Source organism: Pseudoalteromonas sp. BSi20652 (assembly GCF_000239855.1).
Classification (GTDB): domain Bacteria; phylum Pseudomonadota; class Gammaproteobacteria; order Enterobacterales; family Alteromonadaceae; genus Pseudoalteromonas.
This window is the reverse complement of the sequence record NZ_BADT01000108.1, coordinates 14,608-28,045: the sequence shown is the minus strand read 5'-3', so window position 1 is coordinate 28,045 and position 13,438 is coordinate 14,608. Positions and strand designations below refer to the sequence as shown.

At 39.3% G+C, this 13,438-nt stretch carries 14 protein-coding genes; 4 read left to right on the top strand and 10 right to left on the bottom strand.

Translation table 11 applies throughout. The annotated features are described in order from the left end of the window. Positions 1-75: 75 nt before the first annotated feature. Positions 76-1,086 (top strand): GlxA family transcriptional regulator, encoded by a 1,011-nt coding sequence (locus tag P20652_RS08685; protein WP_008168989.1) that lies wholly within the window; start codon positions 76-78, stop codon positions 1,084-1,086. A gap of 54 nt (positions 1,087-1,140) precedes the next feature. Here the strand turns inward: P20652_RS08685 and P20652_RS08690 are convergent, their stop codons facing one another. From P20652_RS08690 to P20652_RS08700, 3 genes are read right to left on the bottom strand one after another with little or no spacing between them, the layout of a single operon-like run. Then, complete coding sequence (locus tag P20652_RS08690) at positions 1,141-1,653, bottom strand: MgtC/SapB family protein (RefSeq protein WP_002960746.1); 513 nt, start codon at positions 1,651-1,653, stop codon at positions 1,141-1,143. 8 nt (positions 1,654-1,661) lie between these two features. Continuing rightward, positions 1,662-2,774, bottom strand: coding sequence for a GNAT family N-acetyltransferase/peptidase C39 family protein (locus P20652_RS08695; protein WP_008168988.1), 1,113 nt, complete (start codon positions 2,772-2,774; stop codon positions 1,662-1,664). 4 nt (positions 2,775-2,778) lie between these two features. Then, the gene (locus tag P20652_RS08700) at positions 2,779-4,173 is read right to left on the bottom strand and encodes a RimK family protein (protein WP_008168986.1); all 1,395 of its coding nucleotides are present in this window, start codon (positions 4,171-4,173) and stop codon (positions 2,779-2,781) included. Between the two features lie 303 nt (positions 4,174-4,476). Between P20652_RS08700 and P20652_RS08705 the strand changes: the two genes are divergently transcribed. Then, the gene (locus P20652_RS08705) at positions 4,477-4,815 is read left to right on the top strand and encodes a zinc ribbon domain-containing protein YjdM (RefSeq protein ID WP_008168984.1); all 339 of its coding nucleotides are present in this window, start codon (positions 4,477-4,479) and stop codon (positions 4,813-4,815) included. Between the two features lie 273 nt (positions 4,816-5,088). Here P20652_RS08705 and P20652_RS18155 read toward each other — a convergent pair whose 3' ends face one another. The 7 genes from P20652_RS18155 to P20652_RS08725 all read right to left on the bottom strand — a co-directional run bounded on the left by P20652_RS18155 (position 5,089) and on the right by P20652_RS08725 (position 10,385). Further along, positions 5,089-5,298 (bottom strand): zinc ribbon domain-containing protein, encoded by a 210-nt coding sequence (locus P20652_RS18155; RefSeq protein WP_033017507.1) that lies wholly within the window; start codon positions 5,296-5,298, stop codon positions 5,089-5,091. 197 nt (positions 5,299-5,495) lie between these two features. Then, positions 5,496-5,813: a type II toxin-antitoxin system RelE/ParE family toxin gene (locus P20652_RS18150; RefSeq protein WP_033017506.1), complete on the bottom strand. Its 318-nt coding sequence runs from the start codon at positions 5,811-5,813 to the stop codon at positions 5,496-5,498. Further along, on the bottom strand, positions 5,801-6,058 hold the full coding sequence (locus P20652_RS18145) for a type II toxin-antitoxin system Phd/YefM family antitoxin (RefSeq protein WP_010555056.1): 258 nt from the start codon (positions 6,056-6,058) through the stop codon (positions 5,801-5,803). Before P20652_RS18145 ends, P20652_RS18150 begins: the two co-directional genes overlap by 13 nt. A gap of 323 nt (positions 6,059-6,381) precedes the next feature. After that, entirely contained in the window at positions 6,382-6,858 is a 477-nt protein-coding gene (locus P20652_RS08710; protein WP_007582643.1) for a GreA/GreB family elongation factor, read from the bottom strand. Between the two features lie 181 nt (positions 6,859-7,039). Continuing rightward, on the bottom strand, positions 7,040-7,984 hold the full coding sequence (secF, locus tag P20652_RS08715) for a protein translocase subunit SecF (protein WP_008168980.1): 945 nt from the start codon (positions 7,982-7,984) through the stop codon (positions 7,040-7,042). Further along, positions 7,977-9,815: a protein translocase subunit SecD gene (secD, locus tag P20652_RS08720; RefSeq protein WP_008168979.1), complete on the bottom strand. Its 1,839-nt coding sequence runs from the start codon at positions 9,813-9,815 to the stop codon at positions 7,977-7,979. Before secD ends, secF begins: the two co-directional genes overlap by 8 nt. 108 nt (positions 9,816-9,923) lie before the next feature. Further along, positions 9,924-10,385 (bottom strand): hypothetical protein, encoded by a 462-nt coding sequence (locus P20652_RS08725; protein WP_008168977.1) that lies wholly within the window; start codon positions 10,383-10,385, stop codon positions 9,924-9,926. A 122-nt stretch (positions 10,386-10,507) separates the two neighbouring features. Here P20652_RS08725 and P20652_RS08730 point away from each other — a divergent pair, with 122 nt between their 5' ends. Then, positions 10,508-12,289, top strand: coding sequence for an ABC transporter ATP-binding protein/permease (locus tag P20652_RS08730; protein ID WP_008168976.1), 1,782 nt, complete (start codon positions 10,508-10,510; stop codon positions 12,287-12,289). A gap of 431 nt (positions 12,290-12,720) precedes the next feature. After that, a complete protein-coding gene (locus tag P20652_RS19515; protein WP_008168974.1) occupies positions 12,721-13,425 on the top strand; it encodes a carboxypeptidase-like regulatory domain-containing protein in 705 nt (234 codons plus the stop codon). Positions 13,426-13,438: the final 13 nt, after the last annotated feature.

Sequence of the window (13,438 nt, the reverse complement as noted above, 5' to 3'; positions counted from 1 at the left end):
TATGCACCACACATTGTGCTTTAATAGCCAAATATTCAGCACAAAAGGCCAAAATGTACTGGTCGGAGCATTTATATGACTGAAAAAAACACTAATCCACCATTAAACATTGCTATAGCGGTTTATCCGCATTTATTAGTGACTAGTTTAACGCTGCCTATTGAGATGCTAAGAGCCGGCGAAGCCTTTGCTAGAGGCCATATTGATAAGCAAAGTTTTAGACCGCTTGCTATAAATTTAGTGGCTAAAAATGCTGAATTTATACCCACTCGCGCAGGCCTTGCGATAATTCCTGATTGCATAACAACTAACGCCCCCTACAGCGATTTAATTATAGTGCCCGGAATTTGGCGAAACCCGCGCCCTGTAGTGCGTACAAATCAAGACGTAGTTGATTGGCTAAGCGAGAGCTTTAGCGCAGGCAGCCATATAATTGGTGTAGGCACTGGCAACTGCTTACTAGCTGAGGCTGGCTTACTTGATGGGCACCCTGCTACCACCCATTGGCACTACGCCAATCAATTTAGCCACGACTACCCGTTAGTGCGTTTAAAACCCGACTTTTTTATAACCCAGTCAGAACGCATGTACACCGTAGCAAGCCTTAATGCCCTTGCAGATGTGATCGTACATATTATTAGTCAGTACTATGGAAAAGCCGCCGCTCAACATGTAGAGCGAAACTTTTCGCACGAAATACGTAAACCCTACGAAGATCAACGCTATCTCGAGGGTGCAGTTGATCGTCACCCCGACGAGCTAATTGCACAAATTCAATTTTGGCTAAAAACCAATTTAGCTACCGAGTTAAACCTGCAAGAAGTCGCTGCCCAATTTAGCTTGAGCTACCGTACTTTTACCCGCCGTTTTAGAGCCGCAACTAATCAAAGCCCTATTGAGTATTGGCAACAATTACGCGTAGAAGGTGCGAAAGAGTTATTAGCATCATCAAATTTATCAATTCAAGAAGTGGCTTTAGAAGTGGGATATAACGACCAAGGGCATTTAACCCGCGTGTTTAAAAAAGTATTAAGCCAAACACCCAGTGGCTACAGAAAAGTAGTTAGGAGAAAATTATTTGGCTAATTATGGTGCTTGTTCAAATAGTACTAATTTCAATAGCACTAAAAAACGCCACTTTTAGTGGCGTTCTGATTCGTTAAATTCTTTTCGATAATAGCGCTTTTGATAGTTTTTTACTTTAGTGTGTACACCTTTACTTAAGCTTTTAAATTTAGCCTCAAGTACGTCAACACCGTATAAAATACCGACCACTAGCACCGAGAGTTTTATTGCAGCGCCAAGGTTTTCGGTCGCTATCATAACGCCTATTGATGCAAGCACCCAGATGGTTGCAGCAGAGGTTACGCCCACTACTGCACCATCTTTTGCGAGCATAACGCCTGCCCCTAAAAAGCCAATACCTGTAATTATTTGCCCCACTACACGAGAATGATCTATTACATCCCCTTGTAAATTAAACGCAGTGGATAAAAACAAATATGTACCCAAGGTTATTAGGGCTGATGTACGAATACCGACAGGTTTGCCGCGCAACTGGCGCTCTATACCAATAATAGCACCACAAAAAGCCGCAGTACCAATAGCTGCCCACGAATACGGGGCTACATCAATTAAATCTAAAAAAGTCACTGTTAACCTTATATTTTATTAGCTATAGCCAACGCCGTTCTTAAACGTTGGCTACCAAACGCTGACATTTTACTAAAATCACTTCGTGCAATAGGTACATACTGGCAATCTATTGCGAGCTGTTTATCGTTACCAGGCTCACAAAATGGATCGTGAACATACACGCAGTGCTCATCAAGGTGCGTAACACACACCCAATGTGGTGATTTTTTACCATCAAAACTGTATGTACTAATTAATAACAGCACACTAAAGCCTTTACTTAACCACTGCTCAATATGCTCAAGCTCTACATCTTTATGCGTAAGCGGTATATTTGCCTGTGCAATACCATCTACAAATTGCTGATGCACTGTGGCAAGTACCACTTTTTTGTTTTCGTTGCGTACGCCATCTAAAAACAAAGGCTCTGTGGTATTTACCATTACCTCGCTTTTAAAACCACGCTTATTAGCGGCAAGTGCCAAACCAAACGGATGGCAACCACCATGGCCCGATGTCATAAAAATGGTGGTACCTTCACGCCAAAGTGCCAGCTCATGTGATTGAGTTAGCTCAGTTGTAGGCTCAAGTGCACCCATTGCCATTAATAGCGCAGCAGGCCCACAAGTAAACTCGGTAGTTTGCTGATACCACGGCGTTAAACGTGCCACTTTTAACTCACTTGTTTGTCGAATGTTTTTTTGCATTCGTAGGGCATCACTGTGGTCATCGTAATAATCGCTGTATTGACCAAACACTCTGTAACCCAAGCTTTTATAAAGCCCAATCGCGCTTTCGTTATTTACAGCCACCTCTAAACGAAGGTAAATACGCCCACGCTCACACGTTTCTTTTTCAAGGCTAGTAAGCAGTGCTTTTGCAACGCCCTTACCTTGCATTGTGGGTAAAACAGCAAGCGAATATAAACGCGCTAAACGCGTCCCTTTATGGCACCACACTAATCCATATCCGCATACTTTCTCGCCATTTTGGGCAACGAGTAAAATACCGTGTTTTGCACTAAGCCACCGTTTTAGACTACGCGGGCTCAATTTATCGTTATTAAAGCAAGCGTTTTCAACGTCAATCAGTGCATTTAAATCACTGCTAAGCGCCTTTCGAATAACAAGGTTGCTCATGTTATTACCCACGACCTCGAGCTTCTAAGCGTTGTTTAAACTCATCCATAATGATCATGTATAGCTCATCGCCTAAATAGCCGTCTTCTACTTTGTGATCAATACTTGGGTTATCGTTTACTTCAAGTACATATGCTTTGCCTTGATGCTCTTTAACATCTACGCCATATAAACCCCTACCCACTGTTTTACATGCTTTTAATGCTGCATCTAACACCGCTTTTGGTAACTCAAAGGTTGGTAACGTTTCAAAGCCACCAGAGAAAAACCGTTTAGCGTCGTGGTTATAAATTTGCCAATGGTTACGCGCCATTAAATAGCGGCATGCATAAATTGCACGGCCATTTAACACACCCACTCGCCAATCGTATTCGGTATACATGTACTCTTGTGCAAGCACTAATGCGCTAAACTCAAACAGCTCTGTAAGCTTAGCGGCAAGCTCATCACGGTTTGAAACTTTAAACACACCTTTTGAGAACGACCCTTCAGGCATTTTTAAAACAAGCGGATACGTAAACGCTTCTTCTAATTGCTCAAGCGTTTCATTTGCTTGATCAGCCACTACAACCGTTTTTAAACTTGGCACTTTTTGATAATTAAATGCATCGTGTAAATACACTTTATTACAACAACGTAAAATAGACTCAGCATCGTCAATAACCACTAAACCCAGGCTTTGCGCTTTGCTTGCAAGGCGATACGTTGGATGGTCAATCGCTGTAGTTTGGCGAATAAATAACGCATCAAACTGGGCAATATTGTCAATTTCGTCAAAGCTTAATGCTTGTGCATAAATACCGTGTTTAGCCGCTGCTTTAATAAAGCGTGCAATGGCGTCTTTATCACTCGGTGGTACTTTTTCGTTATGATCAACAAGTATTGCCATGTCCCATCTAAAACGACGTTGCACCGAACTAATACGCCACTGCGTTTTAGTAAAGTTATCTAGCTTGGCTACAAATTCGCTGTACTGCTGCTCGTTTAAAGACGACATCGAGCCTTGTTGTAATAAGCCTTGTTCATCAACAAATAAAATAGGCGTTGGGTATTGTTTAAATACCGACTTTGCCGCTTTTGATTGTAAATCGTTTTGGGCATTACCAAAATAAAGTGTGCCATCTATTTGGCCCACATTTAACATAGGAGCTTGGCCACTACGAAGTGCATTAATGGTTTTTACACTGGGTAAAACTTGGTGTTTGCGCGCCTCAGCAAGTAACGAGCAATAGTAACCTTTGCTCAAGTATTGGCTTGAGTCGCACAGATTAATAATGCGTGTTTTTGGTTCGTTATGTTTTGGGTAATCACGTAAGTAGGTATTAAACGTAATTACATTTTCGAACGATTGAGCAAGCGTTTGCTCGTTGTTATCAACCACAATTAAGGTTTTAAACACGACTTTTCCTAGTTAAGTCAAAATATAAAAAGCATGCTTAGTAAAATACTAAGCATTATAAATAGAAACACCCATCGTACTAAGTGGGCATTGCGCGAATCACTTAATATGATGGGTGCTTTAACAGGTACCTACTGTACGAGTTAGCGCTTAAATTGCTTAAGCGACATGTGCTTTATATGCCCTTTTTTAAAAACGCACAAACGAGATATTTTTAGCGTGAAGATGAAAAATATTGATTAACTATATTTTCCACCTAATGCAGATTAAAATACGCAAAACAACACCTTATGAGAGTTAAAAATGTCGCTGCCTGCTTGCCCAAAGTGCCAATGTGAATATGTTTACGAAGACCAACAACTGCTTGTTTGCCCAGAGTGCGCTCATGAGTGGAACCCAAATAATACAAACGATGAAGACGCTATTAGTGTAAAAGATGCCAACGGTACTGTGCTAAGTGATGGCGACAAAGTGACAGTAGCCAAAAATTTAAAAATTAAAGGCAGCTCGCAAGTAATTAAAATTGGCACCAAAGCGGTAGTTAGAAGAGTGCTTGATAAAAAAGATCACGAACTCGATTGTAAAGTAGAAGGCATTGGCGAAATGATGGTAACAGCAAAATTTGTGAAAAAAGCTACCTAAAATTGGATATTTAAAGTATAGGATGTTAGATGAAAAATCATAAAAATAAATTCATCCAAGCCATATAGTCTGTTATTGAAAACTATTATTAGCGCCTGAAATAGATTTTGTTTAACTGCTATTAGTTGGTGTATATCTAAAGGTCCACCATACATTTAATAAGGCAAATTATCGCTTAGGTGTGTTTAAGCATTTAACCTCCTCACCTTAATGAGGAGGTATCTCTTGAACTGATCAGTTTACATTTCAGTTAAAGTGCTTTTTAAGCTTTGATTACCCAGTAAAGAAATCAAATACGTTACCAAGTGTTGATGATGAACCTTTATAAAATTCAGTAAAACTACATCGACTGCATGTCACAGCGGTGTACTTTTTATTTTGAACATCAAAAATTCTTGACCAAAAGCCACCCGAAACTCTTATTTCACCGGTATCAAATTCGTTATTATTACACTTAGCGCAAGACCAATTGTTATGTCTCATATTTCAACCTCCATATTATTTATGTATGGTATATTAGACACTTAACGAACGCGTGTAGCAATTTTTTTAATAAACAAACCAAAATTTAGTTCTTATATTGGTTAAGTTGGAATTTTGATAGATGTTTGGATGGCTTTTTAATAATTACTTTTTATAATAATTAGTATGGGTTCATACTAATTTCACTCAGGGATTACCTATTTGCTAGCTGTGTATTGCGTTAGCAACAAAAATTTTCGTAAGTCTCGTTCTTGACTCATTACGTGCAAAATATATACTTTATCGTTATCTTTTTTGTAAAATATACGACAAGGATTCACGACCAGTTCAAGATAATTTAGGTTAGCTAACTCAATTGGTTTTTTACCTGATTCAGGAAAGAGTTCGAGACGTTCAACTTTTTCAAATATTTTGGAAATCAATTTTTTCGCTGACTGCAAATTGCTTAATGCGATATATTCAGCGATATCGTTAAGATCATCCAAAGCTGGATTAGTCCAAATTATTTCAGCCATTTATTCATTTTATCTTTAGCTTCAACATTCGACATGGTTTCACCACGACTTATTGCCTGCTCTCCTTTTGCAAGAGACTCAAGAATTTGCATACGCTTTTGCATAAATTCATAATCATCAACATCTACTAAGTATGCAGATGGTTGTCCATGTTCAGTTATCAACACAGGTTCTTTAGAGGAATGAAGTTCAGATAATATCTTCGTTGCTTGACGCTTCAATGTTGTTACTAGTTCTACTCTCATAATAATCCCCAAACAAATGTATCACTATAGTAGCACCGAGTAGCCAACTTGGGAAATACAACTAACGAGGCTGTATAACCACTAAAATCAATCAAAAAGGGAGCACCTAACGTCAACCCTGCTCACTTTTAAACTATTAGGTACTTCTCATTATATGCCTTTGTAGAAATTGAAATACACACCACGTTACGCTATAAAAACATAGCTGTAGGTTGGATAAATGGCGGAGCCATGCCATCCGACAATTAATTTATGAATATAAATAAGCGATTATTACGTTGGCATAGCTTTGTCAGATGGTGTTCTCTTAAAAAACCAAAGCTTTATAAAATCTCTACCACCACATATTCGTGGGCTTTACCTGCAATTGTTAACGTAATTTCATCATCAATCTGTTTATTTAGTAACTGCTTACCCATTGGTGCGCCGGGTGTTACAACAGCAATTGCGTGCTGTTTAACGTTTACTGTTAAACCACCAGCTGCAGGGCCTAAATAAAACCATTTTTGGGCTGCGTTATCATCTTCTAAACATACCAGCGAACCGATAGCTATTTTGTCGGTTGGTTTTTCGTTAAAGGCAGGTTCGAACAATTCTATGCTTTTATAGCAATCGTTTACGCGCTGGGCTTGGCCTTGTGCTAAATAAGCGGCTTCGAGCCCTAGAGTATCGTATTTATTTTCGGCTATGTTTTCTTCATGTGTGGCGGTGTCGTGCGCAGTTTTTGCCGCTACTTTTGCTGTTGTAAGCTGCGCTTCTAGCGCAAAGCGAAGATGTTCGATAACGTGGGTTTTATTCATGGGGATTAGTACAATACAGGCTGTAAAAATAAGGCAGCTAGTTTAACATTTTTGCGGGGCTTAAAACCATTGTTTTAAACCCCGCAAGCTTGGTGGGAATACTAGCGGGGCTTAAATTTGCATTAAACTAACAAAGAGCCGTTGGTTGGTGCAGCTCTTTGCTTGTGTTTTATTAAAAACCTTATGGCATATCTAATAATGTTTGCGTGTGGGCATCTACTTTAACTTCGTAGTTTTTAGCGCTTAAGCCCAATAGTTCCGGCAAGGTTGCCGCTATACAAATAGACGAGAACGTACCCACTACAATGCCGGTAAATAATGCAATAGCAAAACCTTGCAGTGGTGCACCTGCAAGCAACCAAACGCTCGCAACCGTTGCAAGTGTGGTACCCGACGTTATTAAGGTACGTGTTAGCGTACTTTTAATCGCATTATTAATAATAGTCGCTGGGCTAAGTACATTGTTTGATTGAACACGTAAAAGCTCGCGTACTCTATCCCCTACTATTATTGAGTCGTTAAGTGAGTAACCAATAATAGCCAGCAAACTTGCTAGTACGGTTAGGTTAAATTCAATTTGTAATAATGAAAACAATCCAAGAACGAGTATTAAATCGTGCACTAGCGCAACCACAGAGCCGAGTGCTAAGCGCCATTCAAAACGCACTGCAAGGTAAATCATTACCGCAATCATTGCAGCAAACATTGCTAAACAGCCTTGATCAAATAACTCATCGCCCACTTGTGAGCCAATATAAGCTGACGATAATACCTGTGCGTTTATATCATCGTTTTGTGTAACAGCGCTTTGCCAATCAGGGCTATTAGCTGTTGTTGATGTAGTTGATGCACTTGGCGCTTCTCTTAATTGAAAATGACTATTACCTTGCGCGGTTAGCTCAAACTCACCGTTGTGATTTTTAGCAATAAACGATTGAAGCTCTTTTAGCTCAACACTTTGGCTGGTTGTAAACTCAGTTAAATAACCGCCAGTAAAATCTAGGCCAAAATTTAGACCTTTTTGCGTAAGCGAAAATACTGATAGCAGCACTAATATGGCGCTTAAAAGCATACCCATAAAGCGTAAACGAGTGCCCGCCTCACCTTTCAAAAAAGTGTTAAGCATGTGCTTTTACTCCTGCTTTTTTACCTATTTTTAAATACAACGTTTGGCTTAATATTTTTGATACGTACACACCTGTAAATACAGACGTTAAAAGCCCCAGTGCGAGTGTAATGGCAAAACCTTTAACGGGCCCGTAGCCTATGCCATATAAAATAAGTGCGGTGATCATGGTGGTTATATTGGCATCAAATATTGTATTTGCGGCTTGTTTATAACCCTCTTGAATAGCTTGATATGGTGCACGGCCTTGGCGACGTTCTTCTTTAATGCGTTCAAATATTATTACGTTAGTGTCTACCGCCATACCTATGGTTAATACCAAGCCTGCAATACCCGGAAGCGTTAACACAACCCCTGGTAATAATGACATTAAGCCCACAAGCGACGTTAAATTTAATATAAGTGCTACGTTTGCAATAAGGCCTAAACGGCGATACCAAAGCGCCATAAATGCAAGGGTAATACCCATGCCTAACATAAGCGCGGCTAATCCATTACTAATGTTTTCTTGGCCGAGGCTTGGCCCTATTGTTTGTTCGTGCACAATTGTAACGGGCGCGGTAAGCGAGCCTGCACGTAATAGCAATGCCAGATCGGCTGCAGCTTGTTGGCTTTTCATGTTGGTAATACTAAAACGCGAACTTAAATGCTGAGCAATATTGGCAACATTAATAACTTCGCTTTTTTTAACGACTTCGCCTTTAGCGTTTTGAGAATACTCAGAGTAAACCGTCGCCATTGGCTTACCAATATTGGCTTTTGAAAACGCCGACATTGCATCCCCACCTTGGCCGTCTAGGCTTAGTTGTACCAGTGGTTTACCCCAATCGTCGCGGCCTATGTTTGCATTATTAATATGGTCCCCTGTAAAAATTGGCACAGGATCGAGCTTTATCGTTCCGCCCGATTGCATATTAAATGTTTGCCCGCCTATTTCTTTTAATTGATAAAAACCAAGTGATGCGGTTGCACCAATAATACGCTTCGCTTCGGTTGGATCTTGCACGCCCGGTAGCTCTATACGAATGCGGTACTTACCTTGTTGCTGTGTTACTGCTTCGGTAATGCCTAACTCTTCAATACGCGAACGAAGGGTTGTAAGTGTTTGCCCCATTACTTCTTTATCAAAGCTGCTGCGGCCTTGCTCTGAATAACTAAATTTGGCAGTTTTAACGCTGCCGTTATTGCTTGTTACAACGGCTAAATTAGCAAATCGGCTTTTTAGCTCTTCAATAACAGGGGTTAACTTGTCAGTTGCATTAGGCAATGCGTTTATTTCAAACCCGTGCTGAGTTTGTTGCGCTTTTACGCCATGTGCTTTTTGTTTAATAATGATTGATTTAGCTTGTTGATACGCACTGACTAACTGCTCATCAACGGCTTTATCTAAATCTACGTCTAGTACAAATAGCACACCGCCATTTAAATCAAGGCCCAGCTTTATTGGTGATAAACCAAAATCTTGTAACCATGTTGGGCTGGTTGCATGCTCAACAATTTTAACTTGCGTGTTTGGATATTGCGCTTTTATAGCCGCTTGCGCCTGAGCGCTTTTAGTTGGCTCGTTTAAAAGTATATTAATAGTGGATTGCTTATCTAAACCCTGCTCAACCTCTAGCCCTTGTTTATTTAAAAAAGTAACTAGCGTTTTAGTGCTCGGTAAAGATTGCGTTTCGCTGTGCGGCGTATTACTTACGTGCAACCACGATTTATTTGGATATAGGTTTGGTAATGCGCTGATAGCTAATAAAACCAATACTATTAGCATGGCTATATAGCTTAATTTGAACTTAGCCGAAGACGGCTTTTTATCTTTTTTAAAACTTAACATGTTGAATCCTTATTGCCAGCAAAGCTAGCAACGTACTTTTTAAAAGCACAATTAATCTGCAGGCTAAAACTTTAAAAGTTAAAACCTAATAAAATTAAATAAAGAAAATTAAGCGTGGTAGGTAGTTACAGCTCTGTAGAGTAAGTTAACGTCTTTCCAGCCACTCAAGCGCGACTTTTTACTATTAGTTACAAGCGTATACCAAGGCTGTATAGGATTAACCGCTCTTGGTGGTAAGAATATATGTCTAACAAGATTTTGAGCAAAAAATTCAAAAATCACATCGTATTCTGGCTCACTTTGAACAGTGTGCAAAAACATTGATGAATTATTGGCAATTAACCTTGGTTGGTGCGCGTCAAAATCGGTTTGATGCGTTTTTTTATGCTGCGCAGTATCTGCAGACTTACTAATAGGCTGTATTTTAGTTAAATCGGCAATATCAGTAAGCGAAACCTGCGTACTAACAGTCATATTTAAATTTTGTGAGGCGCTCATAGCATTGCTCTGCACACTAAAAAGTGCAGCAAGTAGCAAAAAGGCAGTTAAAAACACTCTAAATTTAAACATTCACGTTTTAAAACTAAAATAAGGGATGCGTAGTATATAAGGGCTAGTATTTGAAATACAATAACCCTTAGCTATTTACTATTTACTATTTACTATTTAATTTAATTTTACTGAGACTTTTAATGCGCCCCAGACAAAGCAGTGAAAAACGACCAGACGCCATGAATTTACGCCAAAGTGTAAAAACACTGTGGCCCTACCTTACAAAATTTAAAGGCCGTGTTTTTATTGCACTTATGGCGCTTATAGGCGCAAAAGGTGCCACACTTTTAATGCCTTGGGCACTAAAAGAAATAATAGACTCTGTAGATAAGTCGATTAACCCACTGTTAGTTATTCCCGCTTTGTTGTTATTGATGTACGGTGCACTGCGTTTTGCTAGCGTGTTTTTAGGTGAAATAAGAGATGCTGTATTTTCTCGCGTTACCGAGCACGCTATGCGTGATATTGGTTTAAAAGTATTTAAGCATTTGCACTCACTTGAGCTTGCCTTTCACCTAGACAGGCAAACCGGCGGCATTAGCCGCGATATAGAACGCGGTACTAGCGGGTTAAGCTTTTTAATGCGTTTTTTAATGTTTAACATTGTGCCTACTTTGTTTGAAATACTAACCGTTGCGATTATTTTTGGCACATTGTTTTCTGTTTGGTTTGCGCTTATTACATTATTAGCAGTCGCTATTTATATTACCTTTACTGTGGTGGTTACCCAGTGGAGAAACCGCTTTATTCGCGAAGCAAACACTGCCGACAATCAAAGTAATACCCGTGCTATAGACAGCCTGCTTAATTATGAAACTGTAAAGTATTTTAATAATGAGCAGTTTGAAGCAAAAACGTACGACACATTTTTAGCAAACTGGGAAAGAGCCCGTTTAAAAAATAGAATGTCGTTGCTCGCGCTTAATTCAGGTCAAGCACTTATTATTGCTTGTGCTATTACCGCGTTAATGTGGTTGGGCTCAACCGAAGTAGTTGCAGGTACACTCTCTATTGGTGAACTAGTAATGATTAACGCATATATGATTCAGCTATTTTTACCACTTAACTTTTTAGGTTTTGTGTACCGCGAAATAAGACGCGCCCTAACCGACCTTGAAAATATGCTTGGGCTACTTAACAAAAAACCACAAATAACCGATGCACTCAATGCAAAAGAGCTCAATATTAGCCAAGGTGAAATAACATTTAATAATGTAAGTTTTAGTTACGATGCGCATCGCCCTATTCTTAATAACCTTAGCTTTAGTGTAAAAGCGGGCAGCAAAGTAGCTATTGTTGGTGCCAGTGGTGCTGGTAAAAGCTCATTAGCGCGACTGCTTTATCGTTTTTATGATGTAAGCGCCGGTGAAATTAGCATTGATAATCAAGCCATAAACTCAGTTACACTTAATAGTTTACGAAAAGCCATTGCTATCGTCCCGCAAGATACTGTGCTTTTTAACACCACGATTCGTGAAAATATCGCTTACGGCAGACCATCAGCAAGCGATGCTGAAATTGATGAAGCCATTGCAATGGCGCATTTAAAAGACTTTATAGCAACACTCGATAAAGGCGATAAAACGCTGGTTGGCGAACGTGGTTTAAAAGTATCTGGCGGCGAAAAACAGCGTATTGCCATCGCGCGCGCTATTTTGAAAAAGTCTCCTATTTTAATTTTTGATGAAGCAACATCTGCACTCGACTCTCATTCTGAGCAAGCAATACTCGCAGCAATGAGTGAAGTTGCCAGTAACCATACGAGTATTGTTATTGCACATCGCCTTTCTACTATTACCGATGCAGACACCATCATTGTGCTCAAAGCGGGACAAATTATTGAGCAAGGTAAGCACGATGAGTTACTTGCACTCACGGGAGAATATGCACATATGTGGGAACTACAACAAAAAAGCTATTAATCAGAAAAACCAATTAACTAATTTCAGTCAAGAGTTTAATTATTTGTACCTTAGGGTAGTTATAGCCTCAATTGATTTTATCAATTAAACAGCGACAACAATTTCAAATCAGTTACTCAGTAAATATATAAAGATATTTTGTACTTTTATATAGTTACTTAATAGTTTAGGCGCTATCTACCTTTAAAACCCAATAGACTCGACCTTACTACTCTACTTTATAGAGCAAATATCCCCCTTTAGTTTCTTTATAATAAGTCTATCTTTATGATTATTTTAACCCAGATTATTTTATTAAACTAAAAGTCAGAGTTCAAATTAGCAACAATTTAAATTATTGCACTTTAAGTTAATAAAAGGTAATTTAAATGTACCTATTTTAACATAGGTACAAAGTCAATAACATAATTAGATTAAATCAAGGGATGGAAATGAAAATAATTAATCAGCAATTTAAGCACTCTTTATCTGCGTTAGCTGTATCAACTGCAATTTTGATAACAGCTCCTACTGCACTAGCTGCATCGAATACATCTGGATCGATATACGGTCAGGCCAAAACTGGCGCAACAGTTACATTCAAAAACAAAGAGACAGGGTTGAGCCGTGATGTTGTTGTTGGTACTGATGGCCGTTTCAATTTTAAAGATGTACCCACAGGGAAGTATACAGTAACAAGTAGCAACGGAATTTCACGTGAAATTTTAGTAACACTAGGGACTGGCAGTTCTGTACTTTTTGATCAGGAAACTGAGGTAATTCAAGTTTTTGGTTCGAAAATACGCGCTATCGATACAAGCTCCGTTGAATCGACTATGGTTTTCACTCAAGAACAAGTTGAGTTGTTACCAATCGGTCGAGATTCTACATCGATTGCACTGTTAACGCCTGGTACCGTTGCTGGCGATGACGACTTTGGTAATTTGCCTTCTTTCGGTGGGTCATCCGTGGGGGAGAATGGTTTTTATATCAATGGATTTGATGTTACTAGCTTACGTACTTTATTGAGCTTTGCTGAATTACCTTTTGACGCAATTAGTCAAACACAAGTAAAAACAGGTGGCTACGGTGCAGAGTTTGGTCGTTCACTAGGTGGTATAACCAATGTTATAACTAAAAAAGGTACCAACGACTGAAAGTTTGGTGCTG